The sequence below is a fragment of the Thermococcus alcaliphilus genome (genome assembly GCF_024054535.1).
GTDB lineage: Archaea > Methanobacteriota_B > Thermococci > Thermococcales > Thermococcaceae > Thermococcus_A > Thermococcus_A alcaliphilus.
This window is the reverse complement of the sequence record NZ_JAMXLV010000024.1, coordinates 13,940-31,832: the sequence shown is the minus strand read 5'-3', so window position 1 is coordinate 31,832 and position 17,893 is coordinate 13,940. Positions and strand designations below refer to the sequence as shown.

The 17,893-nt window shown below is 44.2% G+C and carries 22 protein-coding genes; all 22 read left to right on the top strand.

Features of this window, described 5'->3' with window-relative positions:
- Nucleotides 1–19 precede the first annotated feature (19 nt).
- The 22 genes from NF859_RS09840 (at nt 20) to NF859_RS09735 (ending at nt 17,892) form a co-directional block, all read left to right on the top strand.
- Nucleotides 20–466: a peroxiredoxin gene (locus NF859_RS09840; RefSeq protein ID WP_252744090.1), complete on the top strand. Its 447-nt coding sequence runs from the start codon at nt 20–22 to the stop codon at nt 464–466.
- A 48-nt stretch (nt 467–514) separates the two neighbouring features.
- The gene (locus NF859_RS09835) at nt 515–1,741 is read left to right on the top strand and encodes an FprA family A-type flavoprotein (protein ID WP_252744089.1); all 1,227 of its coding nucleotides are present in this window, start codon (nt 515–517) and stop codon (nt 1,739–1,741) included.
- A gap of 34 nt (nt 1,742–1,775) precedes the next feature.
- Complete coding sequence (locus NF859_RS09830) at nt 1,776–2,405, top strand: DUF1122 family protein (RefSeq protein WP_252744088.1); 630 nt, start codon at nt 1,776–1,778, stop codon at nt 2,403–2,405.
- A gap of 49 nt (nt 2,406–2,454) precedes the next feature.
- On the top strand, nt 2,455–3,015 hold the full coding sequence (locus NF859_RS09825) for a ferritin-like domain-containing protein (protein ID WP_252744087.1): 561 nt from the start codon (nt 2,455–2,457) through the stop codon (nt 3,013–3,015).
- Between the two features lie 72 nt (nt 3,016–3,087).
- Entirely contained in the window at nt 3,088–3,627 is a 540-nt protein-coding gene (locus NF859_RS09820) for a ferritin-like domain-containing protein (protein ID WP_252744086.1), read from the top strand.
- A gap of 10 nt (nt 3,628–3,637) precedes the next feature.
- Nucleotides 3,638–4,726 carry an NAD(P)/FAD-dependent oxidoreductase gene (locus NF859_RS09815; RefSeq protein WP_252744085.1) on the top strand — a complete coding sequence of 363 codons (1,089 nt, stop codon included), beginning with the start codon at nt 3,638–3,640 and terminating at the stop codon, nt 4,724–4,726.
- Nucleotides 4,727–4,813: 87 nt separating this feature from the next.
- Nucleotides 4,814–5,329 (top strand): rubrerythrin family protein, encoded by a 516-nt coding sequence (locus NF859_RS09810; protein ID WP_252744084.1) that lies wholly within the window; start codon nt 4,814–4,816, stop codon nt 5,327–5,329.
- A gap of 78 nt (nt 5,330–5,407) precedes the next feature.
- Complete coding sequence (gene rd / locus NF859_RS09805) at nt 5,408–5,572, top strand: rubredoxin (RefSeq protein WP_252744083.1); 165 nt, start codon at nt 5,408–5,410, stop codon at nt 5,570–5,572.
- Between the two features lie 10 nt (nt 5,573–5,582).
- Entirely contained in the window at nt 5,583–5,957 is a 375-nt protein-coding gene (gene sorA / locus NF859_RS09800) for a superoxide reductase SorA (protein ID WP_004068456.1), read from the top strand.
- A gap of 149 nt (nt 5,958–6,106) precedes the next feature.
- Nucleotides 6,107–6,811: an RAD55 family ATPase gene (locus tag NF859_RS09795; RefSeq protein WP_252744082.1), complete on the top strand. Its 705-nt coding sequence runs from the start codon at nt 6,107–6,109 to the stop codon at nt 6,809–6,811.
- 2 nt (nt 6,812–6,813) lie between these two features.
- Entirely contained in the window at nt 6,814–7,413 is a 600-nt protein-coding gene (locus NF859_RS09790; RefSeq protein WP_252744081.1) for a hypothetical protein, read from the top strand.
- Entirely contained in the window at nt 7,406–8,047 is a 642-nt protein-coding gene (locus NF859_RS09785) for a hypothetical protein (protein WP_252744080.1), read from the top strand. The genes NF859_RS09790 and NF859_RS09785 overlap by 8 nt, the downstream gene beginning before the upstream one ends.
- Nucleotides 8,047–8,601 (top strand): hypothetical protein, encoded by a 555-nt coding sequence (locus tag NF859_RS09780; protein ID WP_252744079.1) that lies wholly within the window; start codon nt 8,047–8,049, stop codon nt 8,599–8,601. The genes NF859_RS09785 and NF859_RS09780 overlap by 1 nt, the downstream gene beginning before the upstream one ends.
- Nucleotides 8,598–9,215: a hypothetical protein gene (locus tag NF859_RS09775; protein ID WP_252744078.1), complete on the top strand. Its 618-nt coding sequence runs from the start codon at nt 8,598–8,600 to the stop codon at nt 9,213–9,215. Before NF859_RS09780 ends, NF859_RS09775 begins: the two co-directional genes overlap by 4 nt.
- Nucleotides 9,216–9,785 (top strand): hypothetical protein, encoded by a 570-nt coding sequence (locus tag NF859_RS09770; protein ID WP_252744077.1) that lies wholly within the window; start codon nt 9,216–9,218, stop codon nt 9,783–9,785.
- Nucleotides 9,786–9,873: 88 nt separating this feature from the next.
- The gene (locus NF859_RS09765) at nt 9,874–10,482 is read left to right on the top strand and encodes a hypothetical protein (RefSeq protein ID WP_252744076.1); all 609 of its coding nucleotides are present in this window, start codon (nt 9,874–9,876) and stop codon (nt 10,480–10,482) included.
- A gap of 94 nt (nt 10,483–10,576) precedes the next feature.
- The gene (locus NF859_RS09760; RefSeq protein ID WP_252744075.1) at nt 10,577–11,095 is read left to right on the top strand and encodes a ferritin family protein; all 519 of its coding nucleotides are present in this window, start codon (nt 10,577–10,579) and stop codon (nt 11,093–11,095) included.
- Nucleotides 11,096–11,264: 169 nt separating this feature from the next.
- Nucleotides 11,265–13,451 (top strand): hypothetical protein, encoded by a 2,187-nt coding sequence (locus NF859_RS09755; RefSeq protein WP_252744074.1) that lies wholly within the window; start codon nt 11,265–11,267, stop codon nt 13,449–13,451.
- Nucleotides 13,452–13,588: 137 nt separating this feature from the next.
- Nucleotides 13,589–14,923 (top strand): type III ribulose-bisphosphate carboxylase, encoded by a 1,335-nt coding sequence (rbcL, locus tag NF859_RS09750; protein WP_252744073.1) that lies wholly within the window; start codon nt 13,589–13,591, stop codon nt 14,921–14,923.
- 57 nt (nt 14,924–14,980) lie between these two features.
- Nucleotides 14,981–15,790: a ZIP family metal transporter gene (locus tag NF859_RS09745; protein ID WP_252744072.1), complete on the top strand. Its 810-nt coding sequence runs from the start codon at nt 14,981–14,983 to the stop codon at nt 15,788–15,790.
- A gap of 79 nt (nt 15,791–15,869) precedes the next feature.
- Nucleotides 15,870–16,772, top strand: a complete 903-nt coding sequence (locus NF859_RS09740; RefSeq protein ID WP_252744071.1) for a glycine betaine ABC transporter substrate-binding protein — start codon at nt 15,870–15,872, stop codon at nt 16,770–16,772.
- Between the two features lie 25 nt (nt 16,773–16,797).
- On the top strand, nt 16,798–17,892 hold the full coding sequence (locus tag NF859_RS09735) for a betaine/proline/choline family ABC transporter ATP-binding protein (RefSeq protein WP_252744070.1): 1,095 nt from the start codon (nt 16,798–16,800) through the stop codon (nt 17,890–17,892).
- The last annotated feature ends 1 nt before the right edge of the window (nt 17,893 follow it).

The following is a 17,893-nucleotide window of genomic DNA, read 5'->3' as shown; positions in this document are numbered from 1 at the left end:
AATTTTTGAGGTGAGTAAGGTGATTGGAGAAAAAGCACCGGATTTTGTGTTGAAAGACCAAAATGGAGAGGAATTTAAGCTTTCGGATTTTAGAGGGAAGAAAGTTCTCCTATCCTTCCACCCACTGGCATGGACAGGTATTTGCGAAAAGCAGATGAAAGCTTTGGAAGAAAACTACGAAAAATTTGAAACCCTAAACGTTCTCCCGGTTGGTATAAGCGTTGATCCCGTGCCGAGTAAAAAGGCCTGGGCTGAACACATGGGGCTTAAGAAACTCGGGATTCTGAGCGACTTTTGGCCTCATGGTGAGGTTGCAAAGCTATATGGACTTTTTAGAGAAAAGGATGGCATTTCAGAAAGGGCAAACGTTTTGGTTGATGAAGAAGGAAAGATAGCCTTCTACAAAGTTTACCCAATAGGGGAGCTTCCCAACTTGGAAGAGATATTCGAGTTTCTGGAAGGGTGAAAAGCTTTTTATATTTCTATTTTTAAACTAAATTGGGGTGATGAAAAAATGCCAAAGGTTTGGATAGAGAAACTTCTTGATGAACCTGAGCTCTACCTTTTGAGGATTGACGATGACAAAATAAAATACTTCGAGGCAACGTGGGATATCCCAGAGGGAATAACCTATAATGCTTACCTCATGAAGACAGATAGTGCGGTTGTCCTTTTTGATGCCTGGAAAAAAGACTATGTGGATCAATTTCTTGAGGCACTCTCAAGTATAGTTGACCCCAAGCAGATAACCCACATAGTTGTCCACCACATGGAGCCGGATCACAGCGGCTCTTTACCAAAAATCCTCGAATTAAACGGGTACAAGGCGAAGATCATAGGCACTATATTTGCAAAGAGACTTTTAGAGGCGTTTTATGATATCAAAGAGAACGTTCATGCAATTGAAGATGGAGAAGAACTGAAGATAGGTAACAGGACCTTAAAGTTCATAACGGTTCCATGGCTTCACTGGCCCGATACCATGATAACCTATGTTGTTGAGGACAAGATAATTTTTGGCTGTGATGCAGGAGGAGGATACTCAATTCCCGAAGCCATAGATGACAGTGACGATGAAGTCGTTGAGAAATATCTCCCCTACGTTACCAAGTACATAGTTACTGTTATCGGCCACTACCACAAGTACATCGTGGAGAACATTGAGAAGATAAAAGAGCTCGGCATAGTGGACGATGTCAGGATGATTCTTCCGGGGCATGGATTGATATGGCGTAAGAACCCACAGAAGATTTTTGAACACTATGCAAATGTCGGCGCTGGAGTTCCAAAGAAAGGCAAAGTTTTGGTGGTTTACGATTCAATGTATGGCTTCGTTGAGGAAAGCGTTAGAGTGGCAGTTAACGAGCTAGAAAGACTCGGCTTCACTCCGGTAGTTTACAGATACACCGACAAAGAGGCTCCAGCGGTGAGCGACATTCTTGGAGAAGTTCCAGATAGTGAAGCCCTTATCATTGGAGCTTCAACATATGAAGCAGGCATACACCCGAGAATAAGGTATCTTCTCTATGAGATGCTCGATAAAGCCAACTATGAAAAGCCTGTTCTTATACTAGGAACATTCGGATGGGCAGGAGTGGCTGGAAGAGAGATAGAGACACTAATCAAGAGGTCAAAGTTCGATCACGTGGATACAATAGAGGTAAAGGGCAGAACTACGCCAGAAGATGAGGTAAGAATCAGAGAAGGGGTTAGAGAACTCGTAAAAAGGCTCAGAAGGTGAGCTTCATCTTTAATTTATTTTTAGAGGTGCCCTTATGATTGAAAACGCCGTTGAAGAACTGCTGAGTGGAATTAAAGTTGGAGAATTTGAGATATATGCGGAAAAATACCCCGGCAGATTTCCAAACGAGGCTCTTCTTGAGATTTTCATTGAGAAAGGTTCTTTAAGGGATCACCTCCTTTACGCAAGGATTTATTTTGGTAGGAGGTACTACAGCTCTTGGGTTGAGGTTTCCTCCATAAATCCGACTCCAAACGTTGGGCTGCTGTACTTCAATTCCCCCGTAGAAGAGACCCTGCTGGAGCTTTTTGCGAGTCATTTAAAACCCGGAGAGCATATCTTTGTTAGCTATGTTGAAGACCTTGAAACCAAAAGGGCTCTCTATTTTGGGGCTCCGGCTCCAACAACAAGGCTCGGCTTTAAGCTTTTTAACTTGGGCTTTACGTGGTTCAAGGACTGGTACTTTCCGGAGGGCTTTAAAGAAGGAGGAGAAAAACTCCAGGCCGAAAAACCCTTAAACGAAGAGCAAAGACGAGTTCATCTTTTGAACATAAGGAAGGAACTCGAAGAGTTCCTTGAAAGAGGTGAAATAAGGGACAAATATCTTTTGGGGGCACTAAAAAGGGGACAAATGCTTTTAAATTCGCTAAACGAACTCATATGAAGATTTCTTTCAGGAAGTGTTAAATAACATTAGGTGCAATTATATTCAGGTGATTTTTGTGGAAAAAAGGAGCAATATTATTGAGAAACTGGAGGCTTTTTCTGAAAAAGAAATACTAAGCTATGCGATTGCTTCTGAGAGAGAACTCGAACTTTTCTATAGAGACCTTTCAAAAGATAAGGGGCAGCTGATAGCAGAGTTTCTTGAAACGGTTGCCAACGATGAGAAAGCTCATTGGGAAGTCCTTCTGGGAATTTATAGAGAAAAATTTGGGGAGGAAACATTGCAGTTAGTTGAAAGCGTATCGTCAGTTCATGCTTCTCTATCCACCGAAACCTGTCAGAACTTAGTTGATGCCCTTAGGATCGTTCTTGAAAATGAAGAAAACACATACAGAATTTATAATTATCTCTCCAAAAAAGCCTCTGAACATAGGGACGTCTTTGAATACTTGGCAACTCAAGAAGCAGGCCATATAGAGGCCTTAAAAATGTACAAGGACTATTTTGAAGCCCAACTTGAGGGGAATGAGATCTCCAAAACCCCTATAACAGCACAGCTCTTTTCAAACCCTGAACAGTATTATAAGCCGAGGACAAAACCCTATTGATTCTTCAGAAGAAGTGGAGTGGTAAACATTAAATATACCCATGAGAAAATCTTTAACGTAGGAGGTGTATTCATGGAAGAAGATATTGTTAAAAGACTGGAAGCCCTTTCTGAAAAGGAAATTTTAGGCTATGCAATAGCCTCTGAAGAAGATGCCAAAGCCTTTTATCTCAAACTTGCGGAGGGAAAGGGTGAGCTTATAGAGAACTTCTTTAAAGACCTCGCAAAGGCGGAAGAGGCGCATAGATTACTCTTGCTAAACTTATACAAAAAACTCTTCGGAGATGAGAGCTATCCAGTGCCTCAGGGAATTCCCTTCCTTGAGAGCACTGTCAATGCCGTAACCCTGGGCGCAATGGTTGAGGCTATGAGGACTGCACTAATGAATGAAAAGGTTGCAGAGAGAGTTTATAAACTTCTAGCCAAGAGACTGCCTGAGCATAAGGCTCTTTTTGACTTCTTGGCAACGCAGGAGAGAGCTCATTACAAAGCAATCGAAGTTCACAAGGAATATCTGGAGGGGCTCATGAGAGGAAGGCCAGATTATGCCGATATCCCCGCTCATGTGATATTCAATCAGGTGGAAATCTACTACAAGCCAAGAGTTCTCTGAAGGGAGGCATATGAGGATTGTCATAGTTGGAAATGGGCCCGGGGGAGTGGAATTAGCCAATCAGCTTTCTGGAGAAGAGATAAGCATAGTTGAGCAGGAGAAGGTTCCCCATTACAGCAAACCTATGTTAAGCCATTACATAGCAGGATTCATTGAGAAGGAAAAGCTCTTCCCGTATTCCCTTGAATGGTACGAAAAGAAAGGAATAGACCTGAATCTAGGGGTAAGAGCGGAGTTAATAGACAGGGCTCGAAAAAGGCTGATAACAAGTGAAGGCGAGATACCCTACGATGTCTTAGTTATAGCCACCGGTGCCAGGCCAAGAAAACCAACTCTTGAGGGCAAAGAGTTCGTACACACCCTTAGAACACTCCAGGATGCCGAGAGAATTAAAGAGCAAATAGAAAAATATGAAGACGTTCTGATACTTGGCGGCGGATTTATAGGTCTTGAGCTTGCTGGGAACCTGGCAAAAGCAGGCTACAAAGTTAAGTTAGTTCACAGAAGGAGTAATCTTCTTGGCCTTGATGAAGAGCTCACGAAAGTAATGATGGAGAAGCTCGAATGCGATGGGGTAGAGTTTTATCTCAATGCAAATGCGCTGAAGGCAGATAATGAGGGAGTTCTTACGGATAAGGGTTACGTAAATGGGAAAGTCAAGATATGCGCTTTTGGAATTGTTCCCAACAAGGAAATAGCCGTTAAAAGCGGTATTCACGCTGGGAGGGGAATATTGATTGATGACCACTTCCGAACTTCAGCAAAGGATGTGTATGCTATCGGAGATTGCGCCGAGTACAATGGAATAATCTGCGGCACTGCAAAGGCTGCCATGGGGCATGCGAGAGTCCTTGCTAACCTTTTAAGAGGTATAGAAGACAGGTATGACTTTGAATTCCGTTCCACAGTTTTTAAATTTGGAAATTTCTCAATAGCCCTGATTGGAAAAACAAGGGGAGAGGGAAAGTGGCTGGATGAGAAGACAAAAGTTTTCCTTGAAGGAGGCAAGATAGTCGGAGCGGTTGTTATGGAGGACATAAGGAAGGCAATGATGCTGGAGAGGAAGATAAAAGCTGGAGTTAGCATAGATGAACTGTGATGTTCTTTCCCTATCTTATAAATTTCGGAGAGAAAACCTTTTATATTTCTCTATCGAAATTAATAATGCCGTTTTGAGGTGATGGGTATGGTGGTTGAAAGAAAAATGACCAAGAAGTTTCTTGAGGAAGCATACGCTGGGGAAAGCATGGCCCACATGAGGTACATGATTTTTGCGGATGTGGCTGAGAAGGAAGGATTTCCAAACATAGCGAAGCTTTTTAGAGCTATAGCCTATGCAGAGCTCGTTCATGCAAAAAATCACTATGAAGCTTTAGGCAACGTTAAGGACACCCCAAGCAATCTTCAAGTTGCTATTGATGGCGAGACCTATGAAGTTGAAGAAATGTACCCTGTTTTCAATAAAGTGGCAGAGTTCCAAGGAGAGAAAGAAGCCGTTAGGAGCACTCACTATGCCTTGGAGGCCGAAAAAATCCATGCAGAGCTTTATAAAAAGGCAAAAGAACTTGCAGAGCAGAAGAAGGACATAGAGATAAAGAAGGTCTACATCTGCCCAGTTTGCGGCTACACAGCAGTTGACGAGGCTCCAGAGTACTGCCCAGTCTGTGGCACTTCAAGGGACAAGTTCGTAGTGTTTGAGTAACTCTTTCGTTTTTTGCTCCATTTAGTTCGGAGCGCAAACTTTATAAGGTTAATCTAATAATATTAGGGTGGTGGAAACATGGCGAAGTGGAAGTGCATAGTTTGTGGATACATATACGATGAGGAAGCAGGGGATCCGGATAGTGGAGTTGCCCCAGGAACAAAGTTTGAGGACATCCCGGATGATTGGGTATGCCCGCTCTGTGGAGCTCCAAAAGACATGTTTGAAAAGATAGAGGATTGAGGTGGTCGGGATGATTGGTGAAACCATAAGGAGTGGGGACTGGAAAGGAGAAAAGCACGTCCCCGTTATAGAGTACGAAAGAGAAGGAGAGCTTGTTAAAGTTAAGGTGCAAGTTGGTAAAGAAATCCCGCATCCAAACACCACCGAGCACCACATCAGATACATAGAGCTTTACTTCTTACCAGAGGGCGAGAACTTTGTTTACCATGTTGGAAGGGCTGAGTTTACAGCCCATGGAGAGTCTGTAAACGGCCCAAACACGAGTGATGTGTACACAGAGCCCATAGCTTACTTTGTACTCAAGACCAAGAAGAAGGGCAAGCTCTATGCTTTGAGTTACTGTAACATCCACGGCCTCTGGGAGAACGAGGTTCAGCTTGAGTGATCCTCTTTATGATTTCTTTGGTGTTTTTCTACTTTTCTTGTTACTTATAGTGTGGGGTTTTGAAGCAGGGCCTTATACAATTAAAACATCTTGTACAATTAAAAAGGTTTATTAAGTTGAGAGTAGATTAACTCACAGTGGTGAGTAACATGAAGAGAATTTCTACAGGGGTTGAAGGCCTCGATAAAATGCTCAACGGTGGCCTCATCCCCGGGAGGGCGTATCTTATAAAAGGAGGACCTGGAGCTGGTAAAACTACGTTGGCAATGCAGTTTTTGATGGAAGGGACTAAAAAAGGAGAAAAATGTCTGTATATTACTTTTGAAGAGCCCATTTCAACCCTCAAAGAGGACATGAGCAAATTTGGCTTTGATCTGGATCACCCCAATATAAAGCTCGTGGATGCAACACCCGTAGGAGAAAAGAAGACTATCTTTGCCGACGTCCTTTATGAAGAATTTGCAACCAGCTTTGAAAAGCTTACAAGGGCAATAAGCGAAGAACTCAATGCTGAAAATTACTCAAGAATAGTTATAGATCCTTTAACAATGATCAGGCTTACGATTATAGATGAGCTTGAGTACAGAAGAACTTTTATGGCTTTTCTGAAGACGATATCCAAGTATAAGGCTACAATTATCCTTACTTCAGAGCTTAGAGATAGTGATATTGAGGAGTATCTTGTGAGCGGGGTTATAGAGCTGAGATCAATCGAAGAGCGTGGAAAGACCCTTAGAGGCATTAAGATAACGAAGTTCAGAGGGAGTACCTTTGATGAGGAGATTAGGCCTTATAAGATAACTGACAAGGGCATTGAAGTTTACCACCAAGAAGTTCTGTTTCACGGGGTCTGAATATGAAACTTGGCGTCCCTAAGCTTGATGAGCTCCTCGGAGAAGTTGAACCGGGAAGCACGATTTTAATATCAACCATCGGAGAGCTGGGGATAGAAATAGTTTTAGCTGTTCTAAGAGAGAATAAAGAAAAGGCTGTTGTCTTTGTAACCCCTCGCCTTAAAAAGAGACTTGAGAAGATAGAGGGGATTGAGGGGGTTATTTTCTTTACCCTAGGAGAAGATTTTGCTCCACAGGAGCTCTTCAAGGTAAGTCATGCAATGAGAGAGATACCAAAGGATCACTTAATTGGCATATTCTTCCTTCAGCCCCTTCTCGTTTTCCATCCTCCTGAGACAGTCCACCGTTTCTTCTCTGAATTGGCCAACATAGCTCTGGAACGTGGCTTTGTCTTAATGTCGATGGTAGATAAGAGGCTGCTTGATGAGAAGACCCTGGCTATTTTTGAGGAGTCTGCAACGCATGTTATAGATATAGTCGAGGTTGTTGATGGATTTAAAATAACGAGGGGAATAAGGATTAAGAAGTCTCCTAAAGGAGTTACGGGCTTTTACAAGCTCGAACTGAACAAGGAAATTATCATAGGTGAGCCCCTTGGATGAATACACGCTGTTGAGTCCTATTATTGAATTCACGATCTTACTTGGAGTTTCTTTTGCTATTTTGATATTCCATGAGCTTAACTTGTACATCAAGAAGGGTAAACTCTTTGAAGTCCTTCAATTAATTGGTGGATTTATGATTGCCGGAGGAATGATCGTTCTAAGGGCAACTAGAGTTATCTTTTCCTCGCCCAGTACTGCCCTCTTTATCATTCTCTTACCTTTCACCGGATCCCTCCTTATACTCCTGCCTTTTTTTGCAATAAGGCATTTTGAAATTGATAAGGAATTTAAAGCGCAGCTCTCTGTTCTCCTGCTGTCGCTCCTTATTTATTATTTTCTTCCACTTCCTGCTTTGGGGAAAATTGTAGGAGCATTAGCCAGTTTTATTCTCATTTCTCTTGTTTTTCTCATGAAATTGATTTCCTCTTTGCCAACTTGCACACGCTTTAACAAAAACCTCACGAGGGTTGCATCTTGGCTTCTTATCCTCCATGCATGGCTCCGCTATTATTCCTTCAAAAACCCCCAAACGTGCATCCATTATGGGGTTCTCTTGATTTATTTCACAAGTTTACTTATGTGGGTATATTCTACACTTAGAACATACGAAACATTGAGGAGGTGGATTTAGTGGAGTGCGCTCTACTTTCAAACCTGCCTGATATTTTGCTTGGCCTTCTCATAATAACCGGCTTTTCCACAAAAAAGAACCCCATCTTATACCATCAGCCCTACGCACTCTTACTTGGTCTGTTTTTCATTGGAGCAGGTATTGGAGAAATTGCCTTTGGGATCAGCTTAGATATGATAGAGTTTTTTGGAATTCTAGGGATTCTATTGATTATGGAGAGGTTCATCTCAGTCAACACTGCCAGGAGAATTCGCTACGAGTACTTCCTCTTGATTGTTGCCCTTACACTGCTTATCGTTTTTATATCCCGTGATCTAGAATACTTCCATGTGGGCACACTGTTGGTTCTCCTTATCCTGCCTTTAAACCTCAGGGAGAATGCATCTCTTCTCGGAGAGGAGATAAGGGATACCCTGCTTTTTTCTAGCATATTTGCCCTCTTAAGCATCACAACGTTTTTGATTGGATTTGAGGTTGTCAGTGCGTTCCTATATTTCGCAGCAATATTATTCCTGTTCCTTACAATGGGAGAAAAGGTTTGGTGGATGAGATGATTGAATACCATATCATAATGGCACTAAACGGGGCCCTCACGATTTTAGGGATAGCTTATGTTACCCTAATCTTTAATAAGTTGAAAGGTTATGTTTCTGAAAAAAAGTATGTCGTTTTTGCCCCTCTGTTGGCGGGAATTCTAATTTCAATCGGCTTCTTATGCATTATGAGACCAACGAGTGCAGTTGAGAGGAACATTATCACCATTCTTCTTCTTGCAGGACCGGGGATAATGATCTATTCATTTAGCACGCTGGGAGTCCTTGTTCCAACGAAGAGGTTCGTTGTCCAGTTTCTTCTGATCCTTTCATCGCTCTCTCTCGCTTCTCGCTTTTCGGATACCACAGCACAGATTATTTACATAGGCGTTCTTTTAGCCCTTCTTGTTCTGGTTCATTCCCTTTTAATGCTTAGGATTCTTTCCCCCTTTTTGAGGTACTCCCTCTTGCTTTCCTCTTGGCTTTTTGTGGCCTACAGCTGGTTGAGGTACTTCATTAACAAGGGTTCTTTGGGAGGAACGTCTTTCCTCATAGTTCTCCTTTACTCATCCGCTGTAATTCTCTGGGTGTACTCCGCCATGGGAATATACGATTACCTCAGGAGGTGGCTTTGAATGATAGGGATAGCTCTCTCCTACCTGGTTCTCAGTGCTTCAATTCTTGGTGCGGCGCTGGCATGGAAAGTAAAAGGAACACAGGGGAGTATAATGTATCTATCCTCTGCAATGTTTGCACTGGGTTTTCTCCTCGAACTCACTTTTCCAGAGTTTGGAAACGTTATCGGATTCATAGGGGCTATTAGTTTTCTTTTTGTTGTGCTTGCGTTTTCTTTTGGTAGACTTGGAGCATGGACATGGCTGTATGTTGGTCTTTCAGCTGCTGTTGGGATTTATGTTGTTTTTGCGGCCGTTGAACTGCTTTTCCCATTGATGACACTTCTATTTGCACTCTCTGCTCTCTTAGGAATAAGACTTAACAACCTCCTTCCTTGGCTTCACACCGATGCTCTGGCAACTTCTTCCCTTTTCTTCTTCATTAGCTTCTTCTCCCATCTGATGGGATACCATCTTGTTAGTGAATTCTCGTTTTTCAGCGGGATGTTATTTGGAGCCCTCCAGATGTTTGAGGGTGTGGAAATTTTGAAGAACATAAAGAAAAGGAGTTTTTCTTGGGAACAAACTTAGCATGTTTTTTAAAATCTACAAAAGTTTACCGGAAGGTTTATTTAGTTTTCTTCCCAATTATCTGAGTAAAAACTTGGACGATGGAAGCATGATAAGTGTTTATCAAACTCTCATGAGTCTCTGTGGAGTGCTGACCCTTGTGGGAATTTTCCTTACCTGGAACCTTTCAAGGAAGATTGAGAACTTCTTTTTAGGACATAGGAGGCTTTCTTGGTACATCCTCTTTGGAGGAATACTAACTTCACTCGGCTTTATCGCGACAATGTTTGACGTTCATAGGGGCATTATAACTATTGCAATACTTTTGGGGCCTGTTTTAATAGCCTATTCCCTCTCGGAAAGTGGACTTGTTAGGGCTACTTGGACAATGTTCTTGCAAGTTAGTATTGTAGCCGGGAGTGCCATCTTTGTAAGGGAGAGCTTTTATACCGTTGAGCTGGCCTCTTCAGTGGCCATTCTTCTTCTCATCAATGCCATATCGGGCTATGTTAGAACCCCTGAAGAGTACAAGAGGCTTGCAGGAATATCGTCTTGGGCTTTTGTAGTGTTTATCTGGCTCAACATCTTTGCTCCAGAAATAGCTCCTGCAGTGTACTTCTTTTCCATAAGCTTGTGGATTTACACCCTAGTGAGGCTTCATTACGTGGCAGCTGAAAGGCTTGGCAATTCTACCATGAGACTTTTATATTCGAGTTAGAGGGTTTGTCACTAGAACCTTTATTTGATGGAAAGATTTTAGTATGGAAAAGCCCTATTAATAAATGTCTTGTTTTTGAAATGAGGTGGAAGAAATGGTGGAGATTGACATGGGGATTCCCCTTGAAAAGGTGAATGAGTTCTCTCTGAAGGAGCTTTTGGGAATGGCTATAAAAGCAGAAATAGGAGCAAGGGAGTTTTACAAAAGCATGGCCGCAAATGTTGATATAGAGACTCTAAGGAAGAAGCTGGAATTTCTCGCTGGGGAGGAGGAAAAGCACGAGGAATTTTTAAGGAAGCTTTATGCCCAGTCGTTCCCCGGAGAGGAGATAGTGTTCCCCAAGGAACATGTGGGGCCAGAGTTAAAGCCCGTTGCGGAGAAAATTAAAAACGTTCAGGATATGTTGGAACTGATTAGATGGGCTATGGAAGCGGAGAGGATTGCCAAAGAATTCTATTCTAAGCTCGAAGAGATGACGGATGACAATGCAAAGAAAGGTCTTCTTAGGTATCTGGCTTCGATGGAAAATACACACTACTTCATCCTAAAGACGGAATACGAGCTCCTCCTCGACTGGGAGATGTACAGCCAGATGATGCATGTTGGACCGTGAAGCTTTTCATTAAAATTTTTCTTTTGGTTTTCCTTTTGTTAAGTCAATCTTTTTACTTCATATGCAAATGTTAAACAGAAATTGTTTTATAGTTTGACGGCTTATTACAAATCATAATCACATGGTTTTTTGACGTTTTTTGTCGCCGTGTGAAAAAGCTGGTGAAAAAATGAAAGGTAGGTTTGCAGGCTTTGCCCTGCTTTTGAGTGTAGTGTTGCTTGGAGCTTTCATCTCTGGATGTATAAACCAAAGCGTTAACACAGAAACAACCAGCAAGCCAACAGAAACAGTAACGAAAACGGAAACCGAAACTAAAACCGAGACGGAAACACCCCCACCAACGGAGACCCAAACAGAAACAACGCCACCCACAGAAACTCAGCCCCGAGAAGAGAAGGATGCCCAGATTGATGTAAAGCTGAAGGAGCTTGAGGAAGCAGTGGGGCTAATTGACAGTGTTTTCGGTAGTGGACGCACACCTTCCCTCGTGGGAGCATCACCAAAAGAGGAAGAATTTCACAGGCTTATGAGACTTGCCGAAAACGAAGATAACAAGACCAAGAAGCTTGAATACCTCTCCGATGCATACATTATTCGCTTTGCCCAACTGGTGACCCTAAGAAACGCCCTTATAACCGCTGCAGTTGAAAGGACCTACTGGGACAGGGTAAAGGAAGGAGAAGCCATTAACGAGTTCTACAACGAGGACGGGATTTTTCTGGTGGATGGAAAGAGGGTCTCGGCAAGAGAGATGGCCCAGAATACCCTAAAGGCAGTTGAGGGTAAGGAAATTGTCTCCATTGAGATATACCACCCTGCGAGCGGTCTGAGGTTTGCAGATACCAAAGACCCAAGCCAGGGGTGGAAAATCGTCCCCCAAAATCCCTTCAGAATCGTGGTTCCCTCACTCAAGGTCGTGAAGTTCAAGGCAGGTTCCGAGCTCGCCAAAGCGGTGAACAGGGCGCTTCCGCAGGGCAATATAGTGGTGAAAGAGGTAAGGAGGGGTTCTTTCATCAGTGAAATCCCCTACGGAGAGCCACAGGGAGTTAAGCTCGGCCCGGGAGTGTACGCGATCGAGGGCGTTGGGTGCATTGGAGCCAACCTCCCCCACGACGAGATACTAACCGGTGACAACGTCATAACGATAACCCCCTACAACCCCTTCATCTCATGTAGCTACCCAGTTAACGGCACGCTGCTGGTGGTAGGAAACTACAGCGAAGCCAGGGAGCTCAGCTCGGAGGAGTTTGTCAAGATACAGCGGGAAATCCCGGAGGCAAAGGGCTATTCGAAGGCCATTGGAATTCCTGCTGGAGAGTACAAAGTAACCACAATGGGCTTTGGTCTCGCAATGGTGGATGCCGAAACTGGAGAGATAATTGGCGAGGCAGCATTGCAGGGAAGCGATATCCGGAAGGACATCACCGTCAATCCGGTGTCAAGGGACTTCTTTTTGGCCGTTATGGGTGGAACTCCCGAGGCGGCAAAGGTCGGCTGCTGGGAGGCTGAAACGGACGAAAATGGGGATATAACGCTCAACATAAAAGAAAAATGCAGTCTCCCTGTTCTTCTCCGCGTAAGTCCCGAAAGCTCGGTTGATGCTCCAAAAGTGGAGCGCATTCCGCTGGAGGAGGTGGACGTTTTCGTGGGAGGAGGCAACATGACTGCCATGAGAATGACCATAAACGAAGAATACAAGGGAAAACGCTACGTGGAGAGGATTAGTATGGACATCAAAGGCCTTAATGAGTCCGCGGATACACCCCATGATCCCGTGAAGATGAGGGACGTCCTCGATCCGGAATCTGCAGTAGACATGTTCATAAAACTCGATGGGATTGATGGGGAATTCAACGGCACGCCGTGGGGCTTCCCGCTGACGGTAAACGAAACCACAGCGTATCCCGGCCCCTACAGCCCGTTCCTGACGAGAACGCTGAGTCCCTTCCATATGGAGAATTCCTTCACGGGAGAGACGATCGAGGGAAACGATATAGCAAAACTGCCCGTCCCCTCTGCCGTTAGAGAGAGGCTTTCCCACCCCGACTACGGGACATCAGATGAAGGCCAGATACCCTTCGTCATAATAGCCGGCGGGGGTGGGGTTAAGAACGGAATCCCAGAGTACATCATGGAGATACCCTTGAGTTTGGGAGAGCACAGCCCGGACAGGCTTATCATTGAGGTCCTGACCCTCAGGGACCCGGCTACGGGCGAAGAGAGCATGGTGCTCTTCATAAAGCTGATTGGAGCTGACGGCAGGTTTGACTTCAGGTCGGAGATATCAAGAGTAGAACGCATCATCGTATTGGAAACACCCGCAATAACCATCAATGAGGATGACAAACATAAATGATGGCTTTTCATGGAGACGTCTTTCTTTTTCTTTTTTGCCGTTATCGAAAGCTTAATAACCTCCGCTTTTCTATTTCTATGCCACCCAACGAAAGGCTTAATAATTAGGAAAACCTAACTAATAAGGAGGTGTGAAAAATGCCTGAAAAATTTGACAAGATATATGACTACTATGTGGACAAAGGTTATGAGCCCAACAAGAAGAGAGACATCATAGCCGTTTTTAGGATAACTCCGGCTGAGGGATACACAATTGAGCAAGCCGCTGGAGGAGTCGCTGCTGAAAGCTCAACGGGAACATGGACTACCCTCTATCCATGGTATGAGGAAGAAAGGTGGGCGGATTTATCTGCAAAAGCTTACGACTTCCACGACATGGGGGATGGAAGCTGGATAGTTAAGATTGCCTATCCGTTCCACGCTTTTGAAGAAGCCAATTTACCGGGACTTCTTGCGAGCATTGCAGGAAACGTCTTTGGAATGAAGAGAGTGAAAGGTCTCCGCCTTGAAGATCTCTACTTGCCCGAGAAGATTATCAGGGAGTTCAATGGGCCTGCCTTTGGTATAGAGGGAGTAAGGAAGATGCTTGAAATCAAAGATAGGCCCCTTTACGGTGTAGTCCCAAAGCCAAAGGTCGGCTATTCTCCAGAAGAGTTTGAGAAGCTTGCCTACGATCTTCTCACTGCAGGAGCGGACTACATGAAAGACGATGAAAATCTTACAAGTCCATGGTACAACCGCTTCGAGGAGAGAGCAGAGATAATGGCGAGAATAATTGAAAAAGTCGAGAGCGAAACCGGAGAGAAGAAGACATGGTTCGCCAACATAACTGCGGACATAAGGGAAATGGAAACTAGGCTTGAGCTCCTTGCAGACCTTGGACTTAAACATGCGATGGTTGATGTCGTTATAACCGGCTGGGGAGCGTTGGAGTATATAAGGGACTTAGCCGAGGATTACGGCTTGGCTATACACGGACACAGGGCAATGCACGCTACCTTCACAAGAAATCCCTACCACGGAATTTCAATGTTCGTCCTTGCCAAGCTCTACAGGTTGATAGGTATTGACCAGCTCCACGTGGGAACTGCTGGTGCTGGAAAGCTCGAAGGTGGCAAGTGGGACGTTATTCAAAACGCTAGAATCTTAAGGGAGAACCACTACAAGCCCGATGAAAACGACGTATTCCATCTTGAACAGAAGTTCTACCACATAAAACCGGCATTCCCAACGAGCTCCGGTGGATTACATCCGGGCAACCTGCCAGCGGTCATAGAGGCTCTTGGAACCGACATTGTTCTCCAGCTCGGTGGAGGAACCCTCGGTCATCCGGACGGACCTGTTGCTGGAGCTAAGGCGGTAAGACAGGCAATAGATGCCATAATGCAGGGAATATCTCTAGAAGAATATGCAAAGACCCATAAAGAGCTCGCAAGGGCTTTAGAAAAGTGGGGGCATGTGACTCCGATTTGATCCTCCGCAACTTTTATATATTTTCTTCGCTTAACTTTTAGTTAGGGTGACCTAATTATGTTAGAAAACTTCGTAACATCATTGAGCACGTACCTTCTTGCAGTTTCCAACGGGAGTCTGATGATGGTTGCTTTTTATGCAGGTCTTTTTGTGGCCTTAATGACGACTCTTGGCTCGTTGCTTGCGATAATTTCCCATAAGATGCCTGATTGGGGCATGGACTTCAGCTTATCTTTTGCCGCTGGGGTAATGATTGTTGCGAGCTTTACGAGTTTAATACTCCCGGGGATTGAAGCCACTGGTAGCTTCGTACCTGCCGGAGTGGGAATTTTGCTCGGAATAGTTCTTATATACGCTATCGACCGCTTTGTACCTCATGAGCATTTGGTTAAAGGCTACGAAGGCCCCGAAGAGCTCAAAAACAAGCTGAGGGTTGTTTGGCTGATAGTTTTGGCAGTTATAATACATAACCTGCCCGAGGGCTTAGCAGTTGGAACATCTATTGTCTTTGACCTAAAGACAGGGATTGTGACGGCAATAGCCATAGGAATACAGGATTTTCCCGAGGGAACGGTTGTTTCATTACCTCTTGCGACTCTTCAAAAGAAAAGGTTCCAGCCCATTCTGATGGGAGCTTTAAGCGGAGTTGCAGAATGGGTTATGGTTCTTGTGGGCGCGTTTTTCTTCACCATATTTCATGGTTTGCTCCCTTATGGTCTTGGTTTAGCAGGGGGAGCAATGCTCTATGTAACGGTGAAGGAAATGATTCCAGAGATTTATAAACACGAGAAGAATGAACTTTTAGTAACTGCTGGCTTTTTCCTAGGTTTTTATATAATGCTCTTCCTTGATTCGATGCTTGGGTAGTTCGAAGTTGGTACTTTTGTTTTTAATTTTTCGAAAACTTTATTAGAAAGACCGAACAATTAAATACAGGTGTGTAAAGATGAACAGGTTTGGTGCATTGGCTTTAGCTGGTTTGATTGTAGTCGCTTTTTTAAGCGGTTGCATTGGCCAGAAGGAAGAAGTTCCCACTATAGTGATAGGTTCTAAGCCCTTTAACGAGCAGTACATCTTAGCCCACATGATAGCTCTTCTCCTTGAGGAGAACGGCTTCAAGGCAGAGGTTAAGGAGGGCCTTGGAGGGACTTTGGTTAATTATGAAGCCTTGAAGAGGGGGCAGATTCACGTCTATGTAGAATATACGGGAACTGCCTACAACAACATCCTCAAGCTCGATCCCCCGGAGAAGTGGGATCCCGACTACGTCTATGAGAAAAGCAAGGAAGAGATGTTAAAACGTGATGGCGTTCTAACCCTTGTAAAGCTTGGTTTTAGAGACGATTATGCAATAGCCGTTAAGAAAGAATTTGCAGAGAAGAACAACTTAGAAAAACTCAGTGATCTTGCTCCATACGCACCTAAGATGACATTAGGAACCGACCCGGAGTTTGCGACGAGACCGGACGGCCTGCCTAGGATTAAGGAGGTTTACGGATTCACCTTTGGGGAAGTAAAGCAGATGGAGCCAACGCTTATGTACGAGGCAATAAAGAACGGACAGGTTGATGCCATCTCCGCCTACACGACCGATGCGAGGGTCGACCTATTCGGCCTCAAAATCCTCGAGGACGATAAAGGAGCTCTACCGCCCTACGATGCCGTCATACTCATCAAGAAGGAGTTCGCCGACAAATATCCGGAAGTAGTGGAAGTCCTCAAGAAGCTCGAGGGGCTCATTGACACTGACACGATGAGAGAACTTAACTACCAGTACGACGTGGAGAAGAAGGATGCGAGGGAAATAGCGAGAGAGTTTTTAATTGAGAAAGGCCTCCTTAAGGGCTGATTCTTTTTTCTTTATGGTGATTGAAATGCTCTTCAACAGAATAGAGACCGTCGAGCTCAGAGATGTTACAAAAAGATACGGGGATTTCACGGCTGTTGATCATGTCAATCTTGAGATCATAGGCGGTGAACTTTTAATACTCATAGGGCCAAGCGGTTCTGGAAAAACAACTCTTCTGCGAACTATAAACCGCCTTATTGAGCCAGATGAGGGTGAGATCTTTATCAACGGGCGAAACATTAAGGAGTTTGATGTTGTAAAGCTTAGGAGGAGCATTGGTTATGTTATCCAGCAGATAGGACTCTTCCCCCACATGACCGTGAGAGATAACATAGGACTTCTTTTGAAACTGGAGGGCTGGAGTGAGGAAGAGATTGATAAGAGGGTTAAAGAGCTCTTGCACCTCGTAGCTCTTCCTGAAGACTTCGCCACTCGTTATCCTCACCAGCTAAGTGGTGGTCAACAGCAGAGGGTTGGCCTCGCAAGGGCCTTGGCTTTGAACCCTCCCCTCCTCCTTATGGACGAGCCCTTTGGGGCTTTAGACCCTATTTTGAGAAAGCAACTCCAGGAGGAGTTTTTGAGAATAAAAGAAGTTCTTGGAAGGACTATTGTTTTTGTAACCCACGACATAGAGGAGGCCTTCAAGCTCGGCGATAGAATAGCGATAATGAGAAAAGGAAAGCTCGTTCAGGTGGGGTATCCTGACGAGCTAGTGCTTAATCCAGCGGATGAGTTCGTTGCTAAGTTAGTTAATGCGGACAAGAAGTTCAAGCATCTCGACACCCTGAAGGTGAAAGACCTCATGGTGGACGTTGAGAGATACACAGTGGAAGTGAAGAAAAAGGACGAGTTACTCCAGTGGATGAAAGATAAAAACATCGAATTTGCAGTTATAGTGGAAAAAGGAGCACTTAAAGGGGTTACGGATTTAAAATCTCTCTTAAAGTCGCAGGATTTAGAGGAAGCTCTTATGGAGCCCCTTGTATTTTCTCCCGATGATTCACTCGCTTCCGCCTTGGCTGAGATGAAACGCAGGAATGCCTTTCTTGGAGTTGTAGTTGAGAGGGAAAAGCCCGTTGGCATTTTACTTGCTAATGAAGTTCTTTTAAAGCTCTTGTGAG